This window comes from Azospirillum sp. A1-3 (assembly GCF_023806445.1).
Lineage (GTDB): Bacteria > Pseudomonadota > Alphaproteobacteria > Azospirillales > Azospirillaceae > Azospirillum.
In genome coordinates this window covers 491740-516032 of record NZ_JAMSLU010000004.1, presented here as the reverse complement: position 1 = coordinate 516032, position 24293 = coordinate 491740, and the positions used below count along the sequence as shown (strand labels likewise).

The following is a 24293-nucleotide window of genomic DNA, read 5'->3' as shown; positions in this document are numbered from 1 at the left end:
AGACCCCAGCGGTGGAGATGCCAGCGGTGGAGATGGTGGAATGCTGAGGCTGAGGATCGTGTCCGACCATCGGGCGTCGCTGGGCGGCAATGCCGAGAAGACGCTGCATGGCGGCAGCCTCACCGTTGGGCGGGGGGTGGAGAACGGCTGGATCCTGCCCGATCCCGACCTGCTGCTGTCGCGCCAGCATTGCGTGATCGAAGCGGCCGGGACCGGCTTCCGGGTGACCGACACCAGCACCAACGGCGTCTTCCTCAACGGGTCGGAGCAGCCGATCGGCCGCAACGCGACGGCGCCGCTGTCGTCGGGCGACCGCATCCGCATCGGCCGTTTCATCATCGAGGCGATGGTGGAATCGCTGAGCGCCCCCAGCTTCACCGAAATCACCGGGGCGTTCTCGCTGGGCGGCAGAGGCGGGGAGGCCGACCCGTTCGCTCCGGCACCGGCCCGGCATGCTGCTGAGCAGGATCCGTTCGACGAGCTGTTCGGCGACCCGACGGCACGCCCCTTCGAAGGCCAGCCGCTGCGTTCGGAGGCCGAGCCTTTCGATTCCTGGACCTCCTCTAGCAGTGGGGCGGCGGCGCGGGAGCGGGCGGACGACTGGCATTTCGGCACCGTCGACGACCATTCCGATCCGCTGAACCAGCCGCTGTCGGTTGGCGTCTCCTTCCCGGCCCCGGTGTCGGCTCCTTTCCCAGCCCCATTCCCGGACGAGCCGCAGCGTTCGTCCGGCGGCGGCATCCCCGACGATTGGGATGACGAGCTCTTCGGCATGCCGCAGCCGGCAGCCCCGGCCACCCCGGACCCACAGTTTTTCCCGCCGCCGAAACCGGCCCAGGCGCTGCCGGACGACTGGAACATCGACGAGACGCTGCCCGATCAGGCGGCGCCGGACCTGCCGCCCAAATCCGCCGCCCCGATTCTTCCTTCGGAATCGGTCCCGCCGCCGGAACCGGACCCGCTGCCGGACGATACCGACATCGCTCCCCGTCCGGTCGCGGCAATGCCGGCTCCGGCGCCAAGGCCGACACCGGCGCCACTGTCTGCACCCCTGGTGGCGCCCGATGCCGGTGCGGCGGTCGCCGCCTTCTACGAGGGGTTCGGCGCGCCGCTGCCGCCGGATGGGCTGCCGGATCCCACCGCGATGATGCGCAGCCTGGGCGAGGCGTTGCGTGCCAGCCTGGGGGCGCTGCATGGCAGCCTGCGGGCGCGGGCGCGTTTCAAGGACGAGTTCCATCTGGAGCAGACCAGCTTCCGCCCCGCGGGCGAGAACCCGCTGAAGCGCTGCGAAACCCTGGACGAAGCGGTGTCGGTGCTGGCCAACCCGCGCCTGCGCGGCTTCCTGCCGATGGGCGACGCGGTGCGCGAGGCGGCGAGCGACGTGCAGGTCCATCACCTTGCCTATGCCGCGGCGCTGCAGATCGCGCTGAAGCAGGTGGTCGCCAAGTTCGATCCCGGCGCGCTGAGCCAGCGGCTGGAGACCCGGCTTCTCGACAGCCTCGTTCCGGCCGCGCGCAAGGCGCGCTACTGGGACCAGTACGAGGTCCTTTACAAGGATCTGGTGGTCGAGCTGGAGGAGGATTTCGACCGCGTCGTCGGCGATGCCATCGCCCGTGAATACGACCGCTTCATCCGCCGCGATGGCACCGACGGCGAAAAGCCCGACTGAATCCGCCCGACTCCGCCGCCGCATCAATCCCCCTGACCGGACCACGCCCCTTCCATGGCCCAGCCCCCCGACGACAGCCACGAGCCCACCGCCATCCTGCCCGCCGCCGGCACGGGGGCGGATACGGGCACGGAAACAGGGGCGGATCCCCAGGCCACCCGGCTGACGGCGCCGCCCGCAACCCCGGTGCCGTCCACCCCGGTGCCGACCTCCACCGCACCGGGTGTGGAGCCGACAGGCATCCGGGCCGTTCCGGAACCGATCGGGCCGGGCACGCTGTTGAGCCACACCTATCGGGTGGAGGGGCTGATCGCCCGTGGCGGCATGGGCGAGGTGCACCGCGCCCGCCATGTCGACATGGACACATGGCATGCGGTGAAGGTGATCCGGCCGGAACTGGCGCAGGACGCTAAGATGGTCGAGCTGCTGCGGCGCGAGGCGGCGGCACTGCGCGAGATCCGGCACGAAGCGGTGGTGTCCTACGACGGCGTCTTCCGCGACGAATTCGGCCGGATCCTGCTGTCGATGGAGTTTCTCGACGGACCGTCGCTGCATGAGGTGCTGCAGGCCGGCCCGCTGGACGCGGCGTCGGTCGCCGTCCTGCTCGACCGCATCGCCTCCGGTCTGGCGGCGGCGCACCAGCGCGGCATCATCCACCGCGACATGTCGACCGACAACGTCATCCTGCCCGGCCGCGACATCGCCAACGCCAAGATCATCGATTTCGGCATCGCCAAGCAGACCGCCGCCGGGGCGGGAACCGTCATCGGCGACGGCTTCGCCGGCAAATACGGCTTCGCCTCGCCCGAGCAGTTTGGGCTGTTCGGCGGGCAGGTCGGGCCGCAGTCCGACATCTACAGCGCCGGTCTGGTGCTGGCCGCGGCGGCGCTGGGGCATCCGCTCGACATGGGCCGCACGCCGCAGGCGATGATCGAGCGGCGCATGTCGGTGCCCGACCTGTCGGCGCTGGAGGAGCCGTTGCGCGGCGTCCTCTGTTCGATGCTGGAGCCGGACCCGCAGAACCGCGCCAGGACGATGGCGGAGCTGGTCGGCGCCCTGACCCGCCGCGCCGCCGACATCACGCCCTTCGAACACACCTCCCTTCCGGTCTCCACGCCGGACAAGGAGACGAAGACGGTGGTGACGCCGACGGTGGCCGCCAAGCCCGAGCCGGCGGATGCTGGCCGGAAGGCCCCCGGTGAGACGAAGAAGGCGCCGGTCGGTCTGATCGCCGGTGGCGTCGGCGGTCTGGTGGCGGCCGGCATCGCCGGATTCCTGCTGTTCGGGCAATCGCAGCCGCCCGCTCCCGTCAAGCAGGCCGCCACCCCTACGACGACCGCAACGACGACAACCGCGACGACGGTGGCACCGCCGGCTGCCACCGCGTCCGCTCCGCCGCCCTCGACGGGCATGACGACGGCGCCGCTCGGCACCTCCGCCTCGACATCGGCACAGCAGCAGAAGCCGGCTCCCGTCGAGACGGCAAAGGTGGAGGCCGCGCTGCCCAACCCGGTCAAGCCGGCCATCCAGCCCGCCGAACCGGCCACGCCGCCGCTGCCGATCACGCCGGCGGTCCAGACGGTGACCCCGCCAAGCCCGCCCCCGGCGCAGCCCCAGCCACAAGGTCAGACTCAGCCGCAATCGCCGGTCCAGCAGGCGGCCCTTCCCGTCGCTCCACCGGTCCCGCGCCTGACGCCGGCCGAGGCGCGCAAGGCGGTGGAGACGGCCGCCGGTGCCTTCACCTGCGCCGGAGTCGGGACGGCCGAGGCAGGGAACGGGCTGCGGATCGGCGGCTATGTCGGCACGGAGGAGGATGCCAGGGTCCTGAAGGCTGCGATCACCGCCCTGCCGGCCGGTATCGACGTCGATGCGCAGGTCGCCGTGCGCCCCTGGCCGCTGTGCGAGGCGCTGGGCGCCGCCGGACTGCCGGCACGGGCGGAGGCGCAGGGGATCGGCGCCTTGGGGCTGGGTTTCAACCGGCCGTCGATGGTCTACCGCAAGGGTGACAAGCTGGAGGTCACCGTGACCGCCGGGACCTCGGGCTACCTGACCGTCGATTACATCGACATGGAAGGCAACGCGATCCACATGGTGCCGATGCGGCTGCGCCGCGACGACCGGCTGGAGGCCGGCCGGCCGGTGACGCTGGGCATCGCGAAATCGGCGAGCGACCGCGTCTATACCATCGCCCCGCCCTATGGCCCGGCGATGATCCTGGCGCTGGTGACCCGCGAACCGCTGTTCCCCGCCGACCGCGAGGAGGTGGAGCCGGCCGGCCCTTATCTGGCGAGCCTGCGCGGCGCGCTGGCGAAGGCGGAGGCCAAGGGCGGCGTGGTCGCCCAGTCCGCCTTCTTCGCCACCGTCGCCGAATAGCTCCGCCGATGAGCGGCAGCGGCCGGCGTCCGGCCATCATCGCCGGCCTTCTGGCGCTCTGCGCGCTGGCCGGCGGGCTGCTCGGCCTCGGCATCGACCGGCTGGCGAGCCCTACTCCGGCCCTGCCGCAAATTGTGGCGGTGGAGCCGCCGCCTGCCATCCCGGCTCCCGTCCCGGCTTCGGTCCCTGCCCCTCTTCCCGCGCCGGGCCCGACCGCCGTTCCCGTCCCGCCGGCTCTCCCGGCGCTGTCGGAGGCCCGTTGCCCGGACGGTCCGTTGCCGGCCGGGCCGGCACCGCGCTGCCGGTCCTTTCGCGTGCCGTCCGACTGGCAGCAGGCGGACGGCCCGCCGGTCGACCTGTTCGTGACGATCCTGCCGGCGCTGAACGGCGCGCCGGCCGCCGACCCGGTGGTGCTGCTCAGCGGCGGGCCGGGGCAGGGCGGCAGCGACGATCTGCGCGGCACCGCCGCGATCCTGGCGCCGATGCGGGCCGGCCGCGACGTCATCCTGGTCGATCAGCGCGGCACCGGCCTGTCGAAACCGTCGCTGCGCTGTCCGGGGCTCGACCCGCTGCGTTACTGGTTCGGCGGCGTGACGGCGCAGGATGCCACCGCCTGCCTGGAGCCGCTGCGCCGCGCCGGCTACCGGCTGGAGAATTTCGACAGCGGCCAGAGCGCGGCCGACCTGCCGGCGCTGCGCCGCGCCCTGGGGGTGGAGCGCTGGAACGTCGTCGCGACCTCCTATGGCGGGGTGCTGGCGCGGGCGCTTCTCCGCATCGACGGGGCGGCGGTGCGCAGCCTCGTGCTGAATTCCCCGGCTACGGCGGATGCGACGTGGCTCGACCTCGACCGCCTGACCGCCATCCGGCAGGCCCATCGCCGCATGGTGGAGGATTGCGCCGCACAGCCCGACTGCGCCCGCGCCTTCCCCCGGCTGGGGCAGGCGGTCGATCGGCTGGCGGCGGCGCTGGAGCGGCAACCGCTGGAGCTGCGGCTGCGCCATCCCGTCACCGGGCGGGAGACCGACCTGCGCCTGGACTGGCCGATGCTGGCGGGCGTCCTGGCGCTGCGGCTGGGCAGCGGCGACGGGATGGTGGCGGTGCCGACCCTGCTCGACCGTCTCGACCGCATCGTCGGCGATCCTGCGGCGGGGCGGGTGGACGACCCGGCCGTGCTGTCCCTGGTGATGCCGCCGCCGATCTGGACCGTGCTGGACAGTCTGGCCTACGGCCTGAACCTGACCGTCGGCTGCCGCGAAAACCGGCCGCACATCGACGCCGCCGCCGCCCGCCGCGCCGCCGCCGACCTGCGCCCCTATGTTATGGCCGAGGCGGTGGAGACGGATTACGACGCCGCTTGTCCGGCGCTGGGGCTGCGGCCGGTCGATGCGTCCTTCTACCGGCCGGCCACGTCGGACGTGCCGACGCTGATCCTGACCGGCGCCTACGACACCTTCACCGCCCCGGCGCGGGCCGAGGCGATGGGGCGGAGCCTGCCACGGGCGACGCTGCTGTCCTTCCGCGGCCTCGGCCATGATGTGCTGGGCGCCAGCCTGTGCGGCCGCAATGCCGCCGCCCGCTTCGTCGAGACGCTGGCCGTCGGAGATGCCGGCGCCTGCGTCGAACGGCTGCTGCCGCCGACCTTCGCCACGCGGCCCTGACCACTCGGCCATAAACATCCAAGCGCCGTCTTAACGATTCCACCGCCGGCCGATATGGCGTCCATTGCCAGATGCCGGCGCAAACACTATGATTCGTCTGCTGCAATCCGGGTGTCCGCAGGGACGGGGCCCGTACCGCTTGAGACGATCGGAAGACCCGTATGGACGCTCACGACCTTTCGCTGGACGACAACCGCACGATCCAGGCCATCGGCATCCTCGCCGACGTGCTGGACGGGGTGGAGGGGCCGGGCGGTCTCGACACGGTGCTGGTGTCCAAGGCGCTGCGTCAGGTGATCGCCACCAAATCGCAGCCGGCCTTCGAATTCGCCTCCCGCGCCTTCAACACGCTGGAGCCCTCGGTCCGCCGCCAAGTGGCGGAAACCGCGGACGAAGCGGCGCACCATGCGGTCGAACTGCGCGGCCGGGTCGGCGGCTTCCTGTCCACCGCCCCGAAGAAGCCGGTTTCGCAAGGTCCGGTGGTCGGCCAGCAGCCGAACTTCATTACCGCGCTGAACCTGCGCTCCCGCCGCCGGCCCAACCAGCCGTCATAAGCCGTTTCAGCCTTCCTCCGGCGACAGCGTGTCCAGCAGCGCGCAGTCCCAATAGGGGCGCGGGCCGAATCGCTGGACCAGGAAATCAACGAACACCCGCACCTTCGGTGACAGGTGGCGGTTCTGCGGATAGACCGCGTTGACCGCCAGTTCCGAGGGGATATGGCGGTACATGACGCTGACCAGTTCGCCGCGCGCCAGCGCCTGACCGCACAGGAAGGTCGGCGACATGATGAAGCCGACACCGGCCACCGCCGCTTCGCGCAGCAGATCGCCGTTGTTGCTGCGGATCGGCCCGGAGACCCGGACGCTGCGGGGCTCGCCATCGACGGTGAAGGGCCAGAGGTCCGGCGTCGGCACGTTGGTGTAGATCAGGCAGTTGTGGTTGGCCAGATCGTCCGGGGTTTCCGGCACGCCATGCTTCTGCAGATAGGCCGGGCTGGCGCACAGCGCCATCCGCGCCGGGGCCAGCCGCCGGGCGATCAGCGAACTGTCGCGCAGCTTGCCGATGCGCACCGCCAGATCATAGCCCTCGTCGACCAGATCGACCGTGCGGTCGTTCAGGTCCATGTCGATCTCGATGGCCGGATAGCGCTCCAGGAACTCCGCCACCGCCGGGGCCAGATGCAGGATGCCGAAGCTGACCGGCGCGTTCAGCCGCAGCCGGCCACGCGGGGCGGCATGCAGGTCGGCGACCGCCTGCTCCGCCTCCTCCAGGTCGGCGAGGATGCGGGTGCAGCGCTCGTAATAGGCCTGCCCCACCTCGGTCAGGCTGAGCTTGCGGGTGGTGCGGTTCAGCAGTCGGGCGCCGAGCCGGTTCTCCAACTCGCCGATGCGGCGGGAGACCACCGACTTCGACAGGTTGAGTCGGTCGGCGGCGGCGGTGAAGCTCTTGGTGTCCACCACCTTGATGAAGGCGAGCATGTCGTCGAGGCGATCCATGGCATTGTTGTACACCCGGAAACAATGAGGTGCCAAGATCCGGCAATACCGGAAAGGCCGTTGCGCCCTATGTTTGGTGTCACCCCGCGGCCATGAGCGGCTGCGGCGGCCCGATGACGCAACGAAACAGGGAGTGACGGCGATGGCGAAGGTTCTGGTCCTCTATTACAGCAGCTGGGGCCACGTGTCGGAGATGGCGCAGGCGGTGGCCGAGGGCGCCCGCTCCGTCGCCGGGACCGAGGTGGCGGTGAAGCGCGTGCCGGAACTGGTGCCGGAGGCCGTCCGCCAGTCCGCCCATTACAAGGACGAGAGCAACATCCCGGTCGCCACGGTGGACGAGTTGGCGCAGTACGACGCCATCGTCATCGGCACGCCGACCCGCTACGGCAACATGGCCTCGCAGATGAAGAACTTCCTCGACCAGACCGGCGGCCTGTGGGCCAAGGGTGCGCTCGTCGGCAAGGTCGGCGCGGCCTTCACCTCCACCGCCACCCAGCATGGCGGGCAGGAGAGCACGATCCTCAGCACCCACACCGTGCTGCTGCATCTGGGCCTGGTGATCGTCGGCCTGCCTTATTCCTTCCAGGGCCAGATGGGCGTTTCGGAAGTGATGGGCAACTCGCCCTATGGCGCCAGCACCATCGCCGGCGGCGACGGCTCCCGCCGGCCGAGCGCGGTCGAGCTGGACGGCGCCCGCTATCAGGGCCGCCATGTCGCCGAGATCGCGACCAAGCTGCACGGTTGATGACCCGTCACAAACGCTGAAGAAGAGGAGGGAGCCGTGGGCCTGCTGATCGACGGACAGTGGCACGACCAGTGGTACGACACCAAGAAGACCGGCGGCGCGTTCGTTCGGACGGAGGCGCAGTTCCGCGACCGGGTGTCGGCCGACGGCTCCACCCCCTACCCGGCGGAGGCCGGACGCTATCACCTGATGGTGTCGCTGGCCTGCCCCTGGGCGCACCGCACCCTGATCTTCCGCAAGCTGAAGCGGCTCGATGGGGTGATCGGCGTCAGCGTGGTCGATCCGCTGATGCTGTCGGACGGCTGGACCTTCGCCGAACCGGAACCGGTCACCGGCGCCCGCCGGCTGTACGAGGTCTATCTGAAGGCCAATCCGGGCTACAGCGGCCGGGTGACGGTTCCGGTGCTGTGGGACAAGAAGACCGGCAGCATCGTGAACAACGAGTCGGCGGAGATCATCCGCATGCTCAACCGCGAGTTCGACGCCTTCACCGACGTGCGCACCGACTTCTGCCCGCCGGACCTGCTGGAGGAGATCGACCGCGTCAACGCCTTCGTCTACGACGCCATCAACAACGGCGTCTACAAGGCCGGCTTCGCCACCTCCCAGGACAAGTACGAGGCCGCCTTCGACGCGCTGTTCGCCGCGTTGGACGGTATCGACGCCAAGCTGGCGACCCGGCGCTGGCTGGTCAGCAACCGCCTGACCGAGGCGGATTGGCGCCTGTTCACCACGCTGGTGCGCTTCGACGCCGTCTATGTCGGGCATTTCAAGTGCAACAAGCGGCGGATCGCCGACTATCCGCACCTGTCGGGCTATCTGCGCGACCTCTATCAGGTGCCGGGCGTGGCCGAGACGGTGAACTTCGACCACATCAAGCGCCATTACTACGGCAGCCACGCCACCATCAACCCCACCGGCATCGTGCCGAAGGGGCCGGAACTGGACCTCGACGCCCCGCACGGCCGTGGCGATCTGGGACCTGATCCTCTGGAATCGTAACGGATCGCGTCCCCGGCGGTTGTCGATAAGAGAACGACAACCGCATGAAGGGGATACGTCCGATGCGTACAGTCATCCTGGCGGCCGCGGCCGTCCTGGCCCTCTCGTCACCGGCGCTGGCCCAGAGCGGCCAATCCCAGAATGGGCAATCGCAGAATGGATGGGGCGGGGCACTCGACCAGCTGAACCGTGCGGTCAACCCAAACGCCTACCCGCAGGACCGCGACGGCCGCGCGGGCGACGAGCGCGACCTGAACCGCGACGTGAATCGGGATGGCCGCCGCTACGAAGGCTCCTCCGGCAACCGCCGCGGCAATGCCTACAGCGACTATTCCGACCGCGACCTGCGCAACCAGTATGAACGGTTGAGCGAGGAACAGCGCCAGATCCGGCAGAACCGCCGCGCCATCGAAGACGAGATGGACCGCCGCGGCATCAGTCGCTGAGCAGAGACTGCCGTCAGGGCTTGTAGCAGCGGGCCATGTCTTCCGGGTTGCCCATCGCCTCGCACTGGAAGCCGTTGGAGAATTTGAAGCGCAGCGGGCCGGTCTTGCGGACGCTGACCACCGGCTTCTTGCCCGCATCCTGGAATTCCACCCAGGCGGAGCTGTCGAAGCGGGTCTGCAGCCCGTTGCTCAGCTGCACGCGGCCCTGACGGTCCTTGATGACCTGGATCCCGGTGTTGAACAGCAGATTCGGTCCGTCGGGCTTCGCCGACAGGCCGTTGGTGCAGTTCACCCCCTCCGGCTTCACCGCCACGCATTCGTAGGGTTGCGGATTGCCGGCGGTGAGGACCATGGCATAGATGGCGATTTCCAGGACATTCATCGGCATGGGCGTGCACCAGCGGGAAGGCGACGGATCCTGTCCGTCTTACCGACCATCTGGTTACGAAAGAGATAATGTCGCGCCCGCGGTTGAATCTTGCGCACGATGCTCCGGCGGAGCGTTCTGCCGCAAGTCCACACCGACCGGTGCCTGGACTTGCGCGCCCGGGACCGGTAGAAGCGGTGGCAAAGGCAAATTGCTTGTTCAGCCACAGGGGGCGGGCGCAAACCCATGACGTTCCAACAGCGTTTGATCCTGCTGGTCACCGGTCTGGTGCTGCTGGCGATTGCGGCGGTCACCACGACGATGACCTGGACGACGCGCGCCGCCCTGACCGAGCGGATCGAGGCGGAGGCGCGGCTGACCGCCGGGCTGCTCGCGCGCGGGGCCGCCCAGGCCCGCGACATCCCGCAGGAGGTCGATGCCCTGCTGTCTGAACGGCTGCTGTCGGAAGCGACGCTGACCGCCCATCTGGTGGCGATGGCGGAAGCGGCGAAGCAGTCGCCGCGCGCCATCAACGACCGGCTGAAGCAGATCGCCGAAGCCGGCGGCCCGGACGAAATGTGGATCACCGACAACCGCGGCCGGGCCTATCTGCACAATCTCGCCGGTCCCGACCCGGTCTTCGGCCAGGATGCCAAGGGCGGGCCGCGCCACGGCGCTTATACCGGCCTGCTGAACCGCTCCCCCGCGTCGGTGGTTTCCGAACCGGCGATGGAGAACGGCCGGCTGATGAAGTTCGCCGGCGTGACCGGCGTCGACAAGCCGCGCATCGTCCAGGTCGGCACCGACGTGCGGCGCCTCGCCGACATCGTGCGCAACGCCGGCACCGACGGCCTGATAGACGGGCTGCTTGCCACCCGCGCGGTGGAGGGGGCATGGCTGCTCGACCGCGACGGGCGGGTGCTGGCCCGTGGGGCGGTGATGGGCGACGGGGCCGGCGGTCCGCTGTCGGACGCCGACATCTCGGCGGCGAAGGCGGCGGTGCCGGGCGGCGACGTGGCGGTCCGCGTGTCGGGCAACAGCATGCTGGCGCTGGCGCCGATCCGTTACGCCGGCCCCACCACCGCCGCGGGTTCGGCGGCGGGCGTGCCGACGGTCGCCGTCGTGCGGGTTCCCTATACGGAGCCGGGGGCGATGCTGAGCCGCCAGTTGAAGATCGGCGGTCTGGTCGGCGTCCTCGTGCTGGCGCTGGGCGTCTATGCCTGCGTGCGCTTCGCCCGCGACCAGATGGCGCCGGTGGAGCGGCTGAGCGAGGCGGTCAAGGCGGTGGAGGCCGGCCGCTTCAACCCCTTCACCCTGAACGAGGCCGCCGACCGTGACGACGAGTTCGGCCGGCTGTCGCGCGTCTTCCGCCGCATGGCGATGGAGGCGACCGCGCGCGAGGAGACGCTCGACGCCCAGCTGGTCATGCGCGGGGCGGAACTTGAGACCAAGACGGAGAAGCTTGCCGCCGCCGAACAACTGATCGAGGAGGAGCAGCGCGCCGCCCGCGACGTGCAGTCCAACCTGCTGCCCCGCCAGCTGCCGGTCGGCCGCGACAGCCAGTTCTACGGCATGCTGCTGCCCGGCCACACGGTCAGCGGCGACTTCTATGACGTGATCGAGCTGGACGAGCGCTACAGCCTGCTGGTCACCGCCGGCGTGTCCGGCGGCGGCGTGCCGGCGGCCTTCCTGATGCTGATGGTGCGCGGCGCCATCCGCGAAGCGGCCCGTCCCGGCGTCGGCCCGGCGGCGATCCTGACCCATGCGAACGAGCGGCTGTGCGGCGAAAGCCCCTTCAACGGCTTCGCTTCCGTCTTCGTCGCCGTCTATGACCGTGTCGCCGGCACGCTGGTCCATGCCGCCGCCGGCCATCGCGGCGCCTGCCGCATCACCGCCGACGGCGGGGTGGAGTTCCTGACCGCCACCGGCGGTCCGGCGCTGGGCGTCCGCCGCGGCGCGCCCTATGCCGAAGCTGTGGTGACGCTGAACCAGGACGAAACGCTGTTCCTGTGCACCGACGGCGTGCTGCGCTCCATCGACGGCCAGCGCGAACCCTTCGGCGAGGAGCGCCTCGCCGCCGCCCTGGCCCACAGCCGCGGCGTGTCCGCCCGCGACCGCACCGAACTGGTGCTGCGCAGCGTGCAGTCCCATGTGGGAGCGGACGGCCTGATCGCCGGCGATCTGGTCTGCCTGGTCATGCGCCGCCTGCTGCCGGTGACGGAGGCGGCGGAGGCCGTTTGAGCGGGCGAGAGCCCGCTACCTACCGCTTCTCCCGCGCCCGCGACGCCGTTTCCCGTTCCAGCCTCTCGCGCAGGAATGCCAGCACCGCGGCCTCTTCGCCACTCAGCCCCGCCAATTCGTTGCGCAACTCCGCCTCGACCTCGCGCTTCAGCGACTCCAGCAGGTCGCCTTCCAGATAGGCGTCCAGCACCTCGGGGTGGACGTAGCTCTTGCGGCAGACGCTGGGGGTGTTGCCCAGGCGGGTGGCGACCTGCTCGATGGCGCGGGTGACGTTGCGCTTGGCGGCGCTGGCGCTGTCGAAGCTCTCGAACTCGCGCAGAGCCATGGCGGCCAGCACCGTGCCGGCCCAGGTGCGGAAGTCCTTGGCGGTGAAATCGGCGCCGGTCGCCTCGCGCAGATAGGCGTTGACGTCGCCGGAGGTCACCGCGTGGCGCTGGCCGTCGGCATCGAGATACTGAAACAGCTCGTCGCCCGGCACGTCGCGGCAGGCACCAACGACGCGCGCCAGCCGGCGGTCGCGCAGCGAGACGTTCCATTCCTTGCCCGACTTGCCTTTGAAGGAAAAGCGGACCTCCGACCCTTCGATCTCAGTGTGGCCGTCGCGCAGCGTGGTCAGGCCATAGCTCTTGTTCTCGCGGGCATAGCTCTCGTTGCCGACGCGGATCAGCGTGGTTTCCAGCAGGCGGACCACGGCGGCCAGCACCTTCTCCCGCGGAAGGCCGCGATGGCCGAGGTCGGCGTTCACCCGCTCGCGCAGGTGCGGCAGGGCGCGGCAGAAATCCAGCATGCGGCCGAACTTTGTGCCCTCGCGCAATTCGGTCCAGCGGCGGTGGTAGCGGTACTGCTTGCGCCCCTTGGCGTCGCGGCCGGTCGCCTGCAGATGGCCGTCGGGATCGGGGCAGATCCAGACGTCGCGGTAGGCTGGCGGGATCGCCAGCTTCCGGATGCGCGCCAGCGTGTCCTCCTCCGTCACCTGCGCCCCATCGGGCCAGAGAAAGCGGAAGCCCTTGCCGTAGCGCCGCCGCCGGATGCCGGGCATCTCGTCGGAGCTGTAGGTCAGCCCGGCGCAGGCGGCTTCCTGCTCGGGCGAGGGGGTGTCCGCGTCGGACGGGGCCGCATCGGGTGGGGGGAGGGTGCTGTCCATACGGCCAACAACGGCCGGCGCGGTGTTTGGTTGCCTTTACCCCCTTCGGAGAGGGTTTCTTCGCAGTTGCAAAAACCCTATCCTGGATCGGCAAAATTCCGGCCCACCCCGGCCAAAAAACCCGAACGGAGCGCCTGAGCATGGACCGCAAGCCGGACGAGACGACGTTGACCGCCCATCTGCCGAACCTGGAAATCCAGATCCGCCACCGCGAGGCCGGCGACGACGGCGCGGAGGTGATCGCCATCCAGTTCCGCGCCACCCCGTCCTTCGATGCCGTGGCCAAGCTGCTCGCCCCCAGCCTGATGACCCCGCTGCTGCTGGCCGGCCCCCTCGGTGGCAAGCCGGCCGCCGACCCGATGGCGGCGGCGGCCGGCATGGCCGAGCTGTGGATGGCGCCGATGCGGCTGTGGGGTGAGATGGTGCGGCAGGCCTGGGCGCCCTGGGTTCGGATGGGGCAGCGCCGTTAAGTCAGGGCCGTCAGGTCACGGCCACTTCACTTCCGGCGGGAGGCTCATCAGGATCGCCTCGGTGTTGCCGCCGGTCTTCAGGCCGAAGGTGGTGCCGCGGTCGTAAAGCAGGTTGAACTCGACGTACCGGCCGCGGCGGACCAGCTGGTGCTCGCGCTGCTCGGCGGTCCAGGGCCGGTTCATGTGCCGGCGGACCAGGGCGACGTAGGTGTCGAGGAAGGCGGTGCCGACGTCGCGTGTGAAGGCGAAGTCGGCCTCCCAGTCGCCCGACTCGAGATTGTCGAAGAAGATGCCGCCGACGCCGCGCGCCTCGTCCCGGTGGGGCAGGTAGAAATAGCGGTCGCACCACTCCTTGTAGCGCGGATAATAGTCCGGGTCGTGGCGGTCGCAGGCGGCGCGCAGACCGGCATGGAAATCGGCGGTATCCCGGTCGTCCGGGATCATCGGCGTCAGGTCGGCGCCGCCGCCGAACCAGCCCTTGGTCGTCACGATGTGGCGTGTGTTCATGTGCGTCGCCGGCACCAGCGGCGAGCGCATGTGCGCCACCAGACTGATCCCCGATGCCCAGAACGCGCCGGTCTCGGCCGCACCGGGGATGTTGGCGCGGAATTCCGGGCTGAAGGTGCCGTGAACGGTCGAGATGTTGACCCCGACCTTCTCGAACACCCGGCCCTTCATCACCGACATGGTGCCGCCGCCGCCCTCGCCGCCTCCATGATCCGGCCGAGCCCAGCTCTTGCGCTCGAACCGGCCGGGGGGCAGGTCGGCATGGGTGCCGGTCAGCTCGTCCTCCAGCATCTCGAAGGCGGCGCAGATGCGGTCGCGCAGCTCCTGGAACCAGGCGGCGGCGCGGGCCTTGCGGTCTTCGACGGTGCTGGGGTCGGCTGTCATGGCGTTTCCGGCTGTGCAGAGAGGGTCTGGAGACCTGCGGCGGCAGTCTGCCGCAAGGCCTCACCCAACACCATCGCGGCGCTGACCGCAACGTTCAAGGAGCGGGCGGGCGGCACCATCGGGATCACCAGCCGGGCGTCGGCGGCGTCATGCACCTCGTCGGGCACTCCGGCGCTCTCGCGGCCGACCAGGATGCGGTCGCCGGGGGCGAAGCGGAAATCGGTGTAGGGAATCGCCGCCCGCGTGGTCAGCAGCACCAGCCGCCCGGCCTGCGGCGCCGCGCGGTATGCGGACCACGAGCTGTGCCGTACCCAGTCCAGATGGTCCAGATAGTCCATCCCGGCGCGCCGCAACCGGCGGTCATCCAGCACGAAGCCGCAGGGTTCGATCAGGTCGAGCGCGACGCCGAGCCCCGCCGCGAGTCGCATCAGGGTCCCCGCATTCTGCGGAATGTCGGGTTCGAACAGCACAAGGCGCAACGCGGGCCTTGCTTCGAAGTGTTTGTTTTGCATACAAATGTTCTTGCCCTTCGCACACGCGACAAATTGTCCCCCGGCCAAGGACTTTTCAAGATGTCGACGCGACGGTATACCGCAGGTCTGAATCCGGAGATACCCACTCCGGACGGACGCGGCATGCCTGAGGATTTTCCTTCCGGCGGGCGGGCTAACCGCGTCTTGCAGTATTACGGTCCATCGGTCGTCCGGCGCGGGCAAAGGGCGTCGGGCATGCCTTGAGGAGAAACAGGCTTATGGCTCAGACCACGCATCCGCCCGGGACGGGTGGCCACGCGGCCTCCGGCGGCGAGGGGGGTTCCCGCCGCGATTTTCTGTATCTTGCCACCGGTGCGGTCGGCGTCGTCGGGGCGGCCTCGGCGGCTTGGCCCTTCATCGACAGCCTGAACCCGGCAGCCGACACCCTGGCGCTCGCCTCCATCGACGTCGATCTGGCCCCCGTGGCCGTCGGCCAGGCGATCACGGTCACCTGGCGCGGAAAGCCTGTCTTTGTCCGCCACCGCACCGCCGAAGAGATCGAGTCCGCCAAGGAAGTCAATCTGAACGACCTGCGCGACCCGGTTGCCGACGATGCCCGCGTGAAGAAGCCGGAATGGCTGATCGTCATCGGCATCTGCACGCATCTGGGCTGTGTGCCGCTCGGGCAGAAGGTCACCGATCCGCGCGGCGACTATGGTGGGTGGTTCTGCCCCTGCCACGGCTCGCACTACGACACCGCTGGGCGCATCCGCAAGGGCCCGGCCCCCGCCAACCTTGTCCTTCCGACGTACGCCTTCACCGGCGATACCAAGATCCGGCTCGGTTAAGCGGCCCAACGGTTCTGGAGACCCCGAGATGGCTCAGGTTCAAGCCACCAAGTTCAAGAATCCGGTCGTGAACTGGATCGACAGCCGCCTGCCGATCTTCACGATGCTGGATCACGAGTACAACCACTACCCGATGCCGCGGAACGTCAACTATCTGTGGGCGTTCGGTGCCATTGCCGGCATCATGCTGGTCATCATGATCGCCAGCGGCCTGTTCCTGGCGATGCAGTACTCGTCGCACACCTCGCTGGCCTTCACTTCGGTCGAGCGCATCATGCGCGACGTGAATTACGGCTGGCTGCTGCGCTATGTGCACGCCAACGGCGCGTCGATGTTCTTCATCGCCGTCTACATCCACATGTTCCGCGGCATGTATTACGGCTCCTACAAGGCGCCGCGCGAAATCCTGTGGATCCTGGGCGTCATCATCTTCCTCGTCATGATGGGCACCGCCTTCATGGGCTATGTGCTGCCCTGGGGCCAGATGAGCTTCTGGGGCGCCACCGTCATCACGAACCTGTTCTCCGCCTTCCCGATCGTCGGCGATCCCATCGTCACGCTGCTGTGGGGCGGTTTCTCGGTCGATAACCCGACGCTGAACCGCTTCTTCGCGCTGCATTTCCTGCTGCCCTTCGTCCTGCTGGGTCTGGTGATCCTGCACACGGCGGCGCTGCATGTCTGCGGTTCGAACAACCCGCTCGGCATCGAACCCAAGGGTCCGCAGGACACCGTCCCGTTCAACCCGTACGTGACGGTCAAGGACGGCTTCGCCGTGGTGATCTTCCTGATCATCTACGCGGTGTTCGTGTTCTTCATGCCGAACTACATGGGCCATCCGGACAACTACATTCCGGCCAACCCGCTGGTGACCCCGGCGCACATCGTGCCGGAATGGTACTTCTTGCCCTTCTACGCCATGCTGCGCGCGATCCCGGACAAGCTGGGCGGCGTGCTGGCGATGTTCGGCTCGATCGCGCTGCTGGCCTTCCTGCCGTGGCTCGACCGTTCCAAGATCCGCAGCTGCAAGTTCCGCCCGGTCTACCGCCAGTTCTTCTGGATCCTGGCGATCGACGCCCTGATCCTGGGCTATGCCGGTTCGCAGCCGGCCGAGGGCTCCTGGCTGCTGATCGCGCGTATCGGCACCGCCTACTACTTCTTCCACTTCCTGATTCTGCTGCCGTTGCTGGGCAAGCTGGAGCGTACGCCTCCGCTTCCCACCAGCATCTCCGAGTCCGTTCTGAAGGGCGGTGGTGGCATCGCCGCCGGCGCCCATGCCAAGCCGATGGAGAAGGCCTGATGCGCGCGTTGAAGACTGCAATCCTTTCGGCGGCGCTGGCGCTCGGCATCGCCGGGGCCGCGCAGGCTGCCGAAGGCATACACATCCCCAAGCAGAGCTGGCCGCATTCCGGCATCTTCGGCACCATCGACAAGGCGGCGGCGCAGCGCGGCTTCCAGATCTACAAGGAAGTCTGCTCGGCCTGCCACTCCATGAATCTGGTGCCGATCCGCACGCTGGCCGGCATCGGCTTCAAGGAAGACGAGCTGAAGGCGCTCGCCGCCGGCTATGAGGTGCAGGCCGGCCCGAACGATGCGGGTGAGATGTTCATGCGTCCGGGCACCCCGGCCGACCATTTCCCGGCTCCGTTCCCGAACGACCAGGCCGCCCGCGTGGCGAACAACGGCGCGCTGCCGCCGGACCTGTCGCTGATGGCCAAGGCCCGTGTGGGTGGCGAGGATTACGTCTACGCCTTCCTGACCGGCTTCGAGGAGCCGCCGGCCGACGTCCATCTGATGGACGGCATGAACTACAACAAGGTGTTCCCCGGCCATCAGGTCGGCATGCCGAACATCCTGCAGCCCGACGGCGTCACCTTCGCCGACGGCACCAAGGCGACGGTGGAGCAGCAGGCGCACGACGTGGCGACCTTCCTGACCTTCGCCGCGGAACCGCACCTGGATGCCCGCAAGCAGATGGGCGTCAAGGTCATCCTGTTCCTGCTGGTGCTGGCCGGCCTGATGTATGCCGCCAAGCGCAAGCTGTGGAGCACGCTGCACTGAGCCTGACGGTTCGGTGAGGTGATGTGAGACCTGGACAGGGCGCCCCGTTGGGCGCCCTGTTCCTGTTTGGGGGTATAAGCTCTTCGGGCGTCAGACGCAGGGGTGGAGAGAACGATGGTGGACACGCTGATCGACGAGATCGTCGATTTCTGGTTCGACGAGGCGATGAAGCCCTATTGGTTCCGCAAATCGGCCAGCTTCGACCGGGCGGTCGCCGATACGCTGGGCCCGCATTACGAGGCCGCGGCGCGCGGCGCATACGATCATTGGATGGAGGATGTCGACGGTTGCATCGCGCTGTGCGTGCTGCTGGATCAGGTGCCGCGCAACATGTTCCGCAACGATCCGCGCGCCTTCGCCACCGACGGCAAGGCGCGGGGCGTCAGCGACCATGCCGTCGCCAACGGCTTCGACCTGGAATGCACGACCGACGAGCGGATCTTCCTCTACCTGCCCTTCGAGCATCACGAGGACATGGCGAGCCAGGACCGCTCCGTCGCCCTGTTCGCCGAGCGGGTGGGCGACGAGACGACGGTACGCTATGCCCGGCGGCACCGCGAGATCATCCAGCACTTCGGCCGCTTCCCCCACCGCAACGCCATCCTCGGCCGTGCCAGCACGCCCGAAGAGGAAGCCTTCCTGACGGAGCCGGACTCGTCCTTCTGATGAGGACGGTTCCTCAGGCCGGTGGTGGCGCCAGCCAGCGTTCCAGGGCGCCCAGCAGGTCGGCGCGCCGCACCGGCTTGGTCAGATAGTCGTTCATCCCGGCGGACAGGCAGCGGATGCGGTCTTCCGGCTGGGCGTTGGCGGTGACGGCGATGATCGGGATGCGGCCCCGCCCGTCGCCCAGCCGGCGGATGGTGGCGGTCGCCGTCACCCCGTCCATGTCGGGCATGGCGACATCCATCAGCACCGCTTCGGGCGGAACCGGCGCCTGGGCGACGGCCTCCACCGCTTCCGCTCCGCCATTGGCGGTTTCGACCGAGAATCCCGCTTTGGCGAGCAGCCCGGCGACCACCATGCGGTTGGTGGCGCTGTCGTCCACCACCAGCAGCCGGCCGCCGCGTGCGCGTGCCCAGCTCATCAGCCGCTCGGCGTCGGTGGTGCGGGAGGGCAGGGCGACCGGCATGTCCAGCACCGCCCGCCGCATCCCGTCGGCATGGTGTTCCACCGTCATCTGGGCGCCCAGCGCCGCCAGCAGGCGCCGGGCGAGTTCCTGGCCGAAGCCGGTCTCGCCATGGCTGTCGAAGCATCCGCTCAGCTCGGCCCGTAGGGTGACGCGCTCATCCCCCGCCGGCAGGGCCGACAGGCGGACATCCAGCCGGCCGGGGCCGGCATTGGCGATGGCGCTGGCGGCCAGCGCGTTGCACAGCGCGCCTGCGGTTTCCGCATCGCCCACCAGCCGCGGCGGCATGCCGCTCAGCACGCTCACGTCCAGGGCGATGCCGCGTCCCTGGGCCAGGGCCGCGGTCGATACCGACAGCATGCGGGCCAGCGCTTCGGGTGCGAAGGCCGTCCCCCGCCGGTTGGGGGCGTGATGCAGATTGTCACCGTCCATGGCCCGCCATTGGCAAAATGCGACGCAGCTTGCAGCGATCGGGCCGGAAAACGACCGAGGTCAGCGCTCCGGCCGATCTTGCGACCCATTCTCAGCAAGTTACGGGCCAGCGGAGCATCATTTAGCAAGCCCTGATCCAGGAAGCGCGTTATCCTGCCGCGAAATACCTGGGTAGGCAGGCCGACGCCGGAGAAGTGGCTCTATGGCAGAATCGATGTCCGGGCGACCGTTGGGCCGACTGCGGCACCTCCTGGCGGCGCTTGCGGTTCCGGTACAGCTGCTGGTCAGTGTGGCGGCGCATGGCGGCGAGGCGATTCCCTATTGCACCGATCCGGACTGGCCGCCCTACGAATCGATCACCGCCGACGGAAAGCACCAGGGAATCGCCGCGGACCTGCTGTCCCTGGTTTCGCAACGCTCCGGGGTGGAACTGCGTGTCCTGCCGACCCGTGATTGGGAGGAAAGCATGGCGGCGGCGCGTGACGGGCGTTGCCGCTTCCTCAGCTTTCTGAATCGCACGCCGACGCGCGAGGAGTGGCTGGCCTTCACCGAACCGCTGTTCGTCGATCCCAATGTGCTGGTGACGCGGGAGGGTCACGACTATGTCGCCGATCTCGCCGGGCTCAGCGGCGAGACGATGGTGCTTCCCAAGGGCACGTCGATCGAAGAGAGGGTGCGGCGCGATTTCCCCAACCTCCGCATCGTCCTGGTCGACACCGAGGCCGAGGCATTTGCCATGGTTTCCCGCGGCAAGGCCGACATGACGCTGAGATCGCTGACGGTCGCCGTCTACACCATCAAGACGGCCGGCTGGTTCAACCTGAAGGTTGCGGGCCATCTGCCGGGTTATGAGAATCTGCTGCGGATCGGCGTGCGCCGGGACGAGCCGGAACTTCTGGCCACCCTCGACCGCGGGGTTCGGACGATCTCGACCGCGGAGCGTACCGTCATCGCCAATCGGCATGTCGCCATTCAGGTCCAGTCGCCGCTCGATCCGTGGACGCTGGCGAAGCTGTTGGCCATTCCGGCGGCGGTCATTTTGACCAGCCTGTTCTGGATCGTCAAGCTGATGCGGGTGAACGAGCGGCTGCGGGTGCAGTCGCGCACCGACGTATTGACCGGCCTTGCCAACCGCAGCCACCTGAACGACGTCTGCCGTTCGGAAATGGAGCGGGCTGTCCGCTATGGCAGGCCGATGTCGATCATCCTCATCGATCTGGACCATTTCAAGCAGGTCAACGACCGCTACGGCCATGTTTTCGGCGATCAGGTCCTGGTCGAATTCGCCGGTCTGGCCCGCGACGCGCTGCGGTCGACCGACACGGTCGGCCGCTGGGGTGGCGAGGAATTCCTGATCCTCTGCCCGGAGACCAGCCTGGAAGCCGCGTTTGCGCTTGCCGAGCGGTTGCGGCGGACCATGCGCGCCTATGGCTTCCCCAACGGCCACCGGCAGACCGGCAGTTTCGGCGTCGCCGGCTTCCGGGACGGCGACGGCATCGACCGCCTGCTGATCCGCGCCGACAATGCGCTGTACCGGGCCAAGGGCGAAGGGCGTGACCGGGTCGTTCTCGACCGGGGTGACGATGGCGACGGGGGCGAGGCGGTCCCGACCGGCGCGAAGGTCAGCCGGACCGTGTGTCCGGCGGGTTGAACAGATAGGGCACGAAGCTGCGGTGATGCTCGTTCACCCGCAATTCGCTGCCGATCGGCGGGAAGGCGCGCTGCTGGCAATCGGTGCGCTCGCACAGGCGGCAGTTCACGCCGATCGGCACCGCCGCCTTCATGTCGGTGATGTCGATGCCGGCGGCATAGACCAACTCCGGCGCGTGGCTTGCCTCGCAGCCCAGCCCGACGGCGAACTGGCGTGACGGCTTCAGATAGGCGCCGCCGCGCTTGGTCACCGTGCGGGCGATGCTGATATAGGCGGTGCGGTCGGGCATCTGGGCGAACTGCACCAGGATCTTGCCGGGCTGGGCGAAGGCCTCGTGCACGTTCCACAACGGGCAGGCGCCGCCGAAGCGGGCGAAGTGGAAGCGGGTCGCCGAATGGCGCTTGGTGATGTTGCCGGCCATGTCGACCCGCACGAAATAGAAGGGCAGGCCGCGTGCCCCCGGCCGCTGCAGGGTGGACAGCCGGTGGCAGACCTGCTCGAAACTGGCGGAGAAGCGGCTTTGCAGTTGCTCCACATCGTGGCGCAAGGCGCGGGCCTGCGCCGCGAAGGCGCGGTAGGGCAGAACCAGCGCCCCGGCGAAGTAATTCGCGAGCCCGACCCGGCAGATCGACCGCGCGTCCTCGCTGGAGAATTTCGCCTGATCCACCAGCTCGTCGATCTGGTCGCCGAACTCCAGCTGCGCGATCTGGTTTGCCATATGGAAGGCGCGGCTGGAGCTGGTCAGCAAGGCCGACAGCCGCAGCGTCCCGGTGGTGGCGTCGTAGCTGCGCATGGCGGTTTCGCCGGCCTCGTCGGCGACGATCTTCACCCGCACGTCGTGGCGGCGCTTCAGATAGGCGGCCAGCTCGTTCAGCAGCGATCCGGAATGGATCTTCTCGCTATCCCACAGCCGTTCCGCCGCCTCGTCCAGCGGGCCGATGTAATTGTTGCAATAGTGGAAATAGTCCCGCACCTCTTCATACGGAAATTGTGGCCCGGCGAAGTTGTCGCCCTCTTGACTGCTGGGTTCGCGGTTGGACAGGCTGTCGGCCAGCGACTGCACCCGCTCATGCAGCTTCTGATAGGCCTGATGCAGGCTGAGCACCCGGCGGGCCAGTTCCGGGCTGGAGCCCACCACGCTGCGCAACTCGCCCGCGGTCAGCGGCGCGCCGACGAACAGCGGATCGGCCAGCGCCTCGCGCAGGTCGGAGACCAGCCGACTGTCTTCATCCTCCAGGAAGGCGGACAGTTCCAGCTCGAAGATGGCGGCGATCCGCATCAGCACCGGCAGGGTCAGCGGGCGCTGGTTGTTCTCCAACTGGTTGAGATAGCTGGGCGAAAGCTCCAGAGTCTTGGCCAGCGAGGCCTGGGTCAGGCCGCGCTGTTCGCGCAGGCGGCGCAGCTTGTAGCCAAGGAATAGCTTCTTTTGCATGCGTATAAAATCCCGCCCCGGCGACGGCCTTGGAAATCCGCCGTTCTTCGCAATCTTAGCAAGCGCAAAGCCGCAATTGCAAAGGGCTTCGCAACTTCGCACCTTTTTGCGAAGAGGCTGTTTGAAGCGCTGCGAAGTTTGTGAATAATCCGCGGCGTTCCGGTGAATGATTGCGTCGCTTGCCGCCGGAGCGGGGACCGTCACTGCGACGCCAAGGATTGGAAACGCCCGATGCAAGACATTCTGGCCAAGTTGGAGTCCAAGCGCGCCGCCGCGCGGCTGGGCGGCGGTGAGAAGCGCATCGCCGGCCAGCACGCCAAAGGCAAGCTGACCGCGCGCGAGCGGATCGAGCTGTTCCTCGACGAAGGATCGTTCGAGGAGTTCGACATGTTCGTCGAACATCGCTGCATCGACTTCGGCATGGAAAACCAGAAGGTCCCCGGCGACGGCGTGGTCACCGGCCACGGCACCGTCAACGGCCGCCTCGTCTTCGTCTTCAGCCAGGACTTCACGGTCTTCGGCGGCGCGCTGTCGGAAGCGCATGCCGAGAAGATTTGCAAGATCATGGACCAGGCGCTGAAGGTCGGCGCGCCGGTCATCGGCCTGAACGATTCGGGCGGCGCCCGCATCCAGGAGGGTGTCGCCTCGCTCGGCGGCTATGCCGAGGTGTTCCAGCGCAACGTCGATGCGTCGGGCGTCATCCCGCAGATTTCCCTCATCATGGGGCCGTGCGCCGGCGGTGCGGTGTACTCGCCGGCCATGACCGACTTCATCTTCATGGTGAAGGACAGCTCCTACATGTTCGTCACCGGGCCGGACGTGGTGAAGACCGTCACCCACGAGGTCGTGACCGCGGAAGAGCTGGGCGGCGCCGTCACCCACTCCACCAAGTCGGGCGTGGCCGATCTGGCCTTCGAGAACGATGTCGAAGCGCTGCTGCAGCTGCGCCGCTTCGTCGATTTCCTGCCGTCCTCCAACCGGGAGAAGGCGCCGGTCCGCCCCTGCAGCGACCCGCTCGACCGCGAGGACTTCTCGCTCGACACGCTGGTGCCGGAGAACCCGAACAAGCCCTACGACATGAAGGAGCTGATCCTCAAGATCGTGGACGAGGGCGATTTCTTCGAACTCCAGCCGGAATACGCCAAGAACATCCTCATCGGCTTCGCCCGCATGAACGGCTCCACGGTCGGCATCGTCGCCAACCAGCCGATGGTTCTGGCCGGCTGCCTGGACATCGACAGCTCCAAGAAGGCCGCGCGCTTCGTCCGCTTCTGCGACGCCTTCGAAATCCCGATCCTGACCCTGGTCGACGTCCCCGGCTTCATGCCCGGCACGTCGCAGGAGTACGGCGGCATCATCAAGCACGGCGCCAAGCTGCTGTACGCGTACGCCGAGGCCACCGTGCCGAAGGTGACCGTCATCACCCGCAAGGCGTACGGCGGCGCGTACGACGTGATGTCGTCCAAGCATCTGCGCGGCGACCTGAACTATGCGTGGCCGTCGGCTGAAATCGCGGTGATGGGTGCCAAGGGCGCGGTGGAGATCATCTTCCGCAGCGACATCGGCGACGCCGAGAAGATCGAAGCGCGTACGGAAGAGTACAAGCAGAAGTTCGCCAACCCCTTCGTCGCCGCCTCGCGCGGTTACATCGACGACGTCATCATGCCGCACGGCACCCGCCGCCGCATCACGAAGGCGCTGTCCATGCTCAAGAACAAGCAGCTCCAGAACCCCTGGCGCAAGCACGACAACATTCCGCTGTGAGGGCCGG

At 68.5% G+C, this 24293-nt stretch carries 22 protein-coding genes; 15 read left to right on the top strand and 7 right to left on the bottom strand.

Annotated features, from left to right (window positions below):
* Positions 1–40: 40 nt before the first annotated feature.
* From tagH to M5E06_RS23675, 4 genes are all read left to right on the top strand, one after another.
* On the top strand, positions 41–1669 hold the full coding sequence (tagH, locus tag M5E06_RS23690) for a type VI secretion system-associated FHA domain protein TagH (protein WP_252140290.1): 1629 nt from the start codon (positions 41–43) through the stop codon (positions 1667–1669).
* A gap of 54 nt (positions 1670–1723) precedes the next feature.
* A complete protein-coding gene (locus tag M5E06_RS23685; protein WP_252140289.1) occupies positions 1724–4042 on the top strand; it encodes a serine/threonine-protein kinase in 2319 nt (772 codons plus the stop codon).
* Positions 4043–4050: 8 nt separating this feature from the next.
* Positions 4051–5700, top strand: coding sequence for an alpha/beta fold hydrolase (locus M5E06_RS23680; RefSeq protein ID WP_252140288.1), 1650 nt, complete (start codon positions 4051–4053; stop codon positions 5698–5700).
* Positions 5701–5861: 161 nt separating this feature from the next.
* Positions 5862–6254 carry a hypothetical protein gene (locus M5E06_RS23675; protein ID WP_252140287.1) on the top strand — a complete coding sequence of 131 codons (393 nt, stop codon included), beginning with the start codon at positions 5862–5864 and terminating at the stop codon, positions 6252–6254.
* A gap of 6 nt (positions 6255–6260) precedes the next feature.
* Here the strand turns inward: M5E06_RS23675 and M5E06_RS23670 are convergent, their stop codons facing one another.
* Entirely contained in the window at positions 6261–7196 is a 936-nt protein-coding gene (locus M5E06_RS23670; RefSeq protein ID WP_252140286.1) for a LysR family transcriptional regulator, read from the bottom strand.
* 142 nt (positions 7197–7338) lie between these two features.
* Here M5E06_RS23670 and wrbA point away from each other — a divergent pair, with 142 nt between their 5' ends.
* From wrbA to M5E06_RS23655, 3 genes are all read left to right on the top strand, one after another.
* The gene (gene wrbA, locus M5E06_RS23665) at positions 7339–7941 is read left to right on the top strand and encodes an NAD(P)H:quinone oxidoreductase (RefSeq protein ID WP_252140285.1); all 603 of its coding nucleotides are present in this window, start codon (positions 7339–7341) and stop codon (positions 7939–7941) included.
* Between the two features lie 36 nt (positions 7942–7977).
* Complete coding sequence (locus tag M5E06_RS23660; RefSeq protein ID WP_252140284.1) at positions 7978–8943, top strand: glutathione S-transferase family protein; 966 nt, start codon at positions 7978–7980, stop codon at positions 8941–8943.
* Between the two features lie 62 nt (positions 8944–9005).
* The gene (locus M5E06_RS23655) at positions 9006–9389 is read left to right on the top strand and encodes a hypothetical protein (RefSeq protein ID WP_109151746.1); all 384 of its coding nucleotides are present in this window, start codon (positions 9006–9008) and stop codon (positions 9387–9389) included.
* Between the two features lie 13 nt (positions 9390–9402).
* Here M5E06_RS23655 and M5E06_RS23650 read toward each other — a convergent pair whose 3' ends face one another.
* Positions 9403–9777 (bottom strand): hypothetical protein, encoded by a 375-nt coding sequence (locus tag M5E06_RS23650; protein ID WP_252140283.1) that lies wholly within the window; start codon positions 9775–9777, stop codon positions 9403–9405.
* 225 nt (positions 9778–10002) lie between these two features.
* Between M5E06_RS23650 and M5E06_RS23645 the strand changes: the two genes are divergently transcribed.
* Complete coding sequence (locus M5E06_RS23645; protein ID WP_252140282.1) at positions 10003–11997, top strand: PP2C family protein-serine/threonine phosphatase; 1995 nt, start codon at positions 10003–10005, stop codon at positions 11995–11997.
* A gap of 19 nt (positions 11998–12016) precedes the next feature.
* Here M5E06_RS23645 and M5E06_RS23640 read toward each other — a convergent pair whose 3' ends face one another.
* On the bottom strand, positions 12017–13141 hold the full coding sequence (locus M5E06_RS23640; RefSeq protein ID WP_252140281.1) for a DNA topoisomerase IB: 1125 nt from the start codon (positions 13139–13141) through the stop codon (positions 12017–12019).
* Between the two features lie 140 nt (positions 13142–13281).
* On the opposite strand from M5E06_RS23640, the gene M5E06_RS23635 reads away from it, so the two are divergent.
* Entirely contained in the window at positions 13282–13611 is a 330-nt protein-coding gene (locus M5E06_RS23635; protein WP_252140280.1) for a hypothetical protein, read from the top strand.
* 15 nt (positions 13612–13626) lie between these two features.
* Here the strand turns inward: M5E06_RS23635 and hemF are convergent, their stop codons facing one another.
* Both hemF and M5E06_RS23625 read right to left on the bottom strand, forming a co-directional pair.
* Complete coding sequence (hemF, locus tag M5E06_RS23630) at positions 13627–14502, bottom strand: oxygen-dependent coproporphyrinogen oxidase (RefSeq protein ID WP_252140279.1); 876 nt, start codon at positions 14500–14502, stop codon at positions 13627–13629.
* On the bottom strand, positions 14499–14981 hold the full coding sequence (locus M5E06_RS23625; RefSeq protein ID WP_109151741.1) for a tRNA (cytidine(34)-2'-O)-methyltransferase: 483 nt from the start codon (positions 14979–14981) through the stop codon (positions 14499–14501). The genes hemF and M5E06_RS23625 overlap by 4 nt, the downstream gene beginning before the upstream one ends.
* 272 nt (positions 14982–15253) lie before the next feature.
* On the opposite strand from M5E06_RS23625, the gene petA reads away from it, so the two are divergent.
* From petA to M5E06_RS23605, 4 genes are all read left to right on the top strand, one after another.
* Positions 15254–15823: a ubiquinol-cytochrome c reductase iron-sulfur subunit gene (petA, locus tag M5E06_RS23620; protein WP_109151740.1), complete on the top strand. Its 570-nt coding sequence runs from the start codon at positions 15254–15256 to the stop codon at positions 15821–15823.
* Between the two features lie 28 nt (positions 15824–15851).
* Complete coding sequence (locus M5E06_RS23615; protein WP_109151739.1) at positions 15852–17120, top strand: cytochrome b; 1269 nt, start codon at positions 15852–15854, stop codon at positions 17118–17120.
* The gene (locus tag M5E06_RS23610; protein WP_252140278.1) at positions 17120–17881 is read left to right on the top strand and encodes a cytochrome c1; all 762 of its coding nucleotides are present in this window, start codon (positions 17120–17122) and stop codon (positions 17879–17881) included. Before M5E06_RS23615 ends, M5E06_RS23610 begins: the two co-directional genes overlap by 1 nt.
* A gap of 114 nt (positions 17882–17995) precedes the next feature.
* Positions 17996–18547 (top strand): DUF924 family protein, encoded by a 552-nt coding sequence (locus tag M5E06_RS23605; protein WP_252140277.1) that lies wholly within the window; start codon positions 17996–17998, stop codon positions 18545–18547.
* Between the two features lie 13 nt (positions 18548–18560).
* On the opposite strand, the gene M5E06_RS23600 is transcribed toward M5E06_RS23605, so the two are convergent.
* Positions 18561–19439, bottom strand: coding sequence for a response regulator (locus M5E06_RS23600; protein WP_252140276.1), 879 nt, complete (start codon positions 19437–19439; stop codon positions 18561–18563).
* A gap of 202 nt (positions 19440–19641) precedes the next feature.
* On the opposite strand from M5E06_RS23600, the gene M5E06_RS23595 reads away from it, so the two are divergent.
* Complete coding sequence (locus tag M5E06_RS23595) at positions 19642–21090, top strand: diguanylate cyclase (protein ID WP_252140275.1); 1449 nt, start codon at positions 19642–19644, stop codon at positions 21088–21090.
* Here the strand turns inward: M5E06_RS23595 and M5E06_RS23590 are convergent.
* A complete protein-coding gene (locus tag M5E06_RS23590; protein ID WP_252140274.1) occupies positions 21062–22522 on the bottom strand; it encodes a helix-turn-helix domain-containing protein in 1461 nt (486 codons plus the stop codon). The genes M5E06_RS23595 and M5E06_RS23590 overlap by 29 nt on opposite strands.
* A 231-nt stretch (positions 22523–22753) precedes the next feature.
* Between M5E06_RS23590 and M5E06_RS23585 the strand changes: the two genes are divergently transcribed.
* A complete protein-coding gene (locus M5E06_RS23585) occupies positions 22754–24286 on the top strand; it encodes an acyl-CoA carboxylase subunit beta (protein WP_109151733.1) in 1533 nt (510 codons plus the stop codon).
* Positions 24287–24293 lie beyond the last annotated feature (7 nt).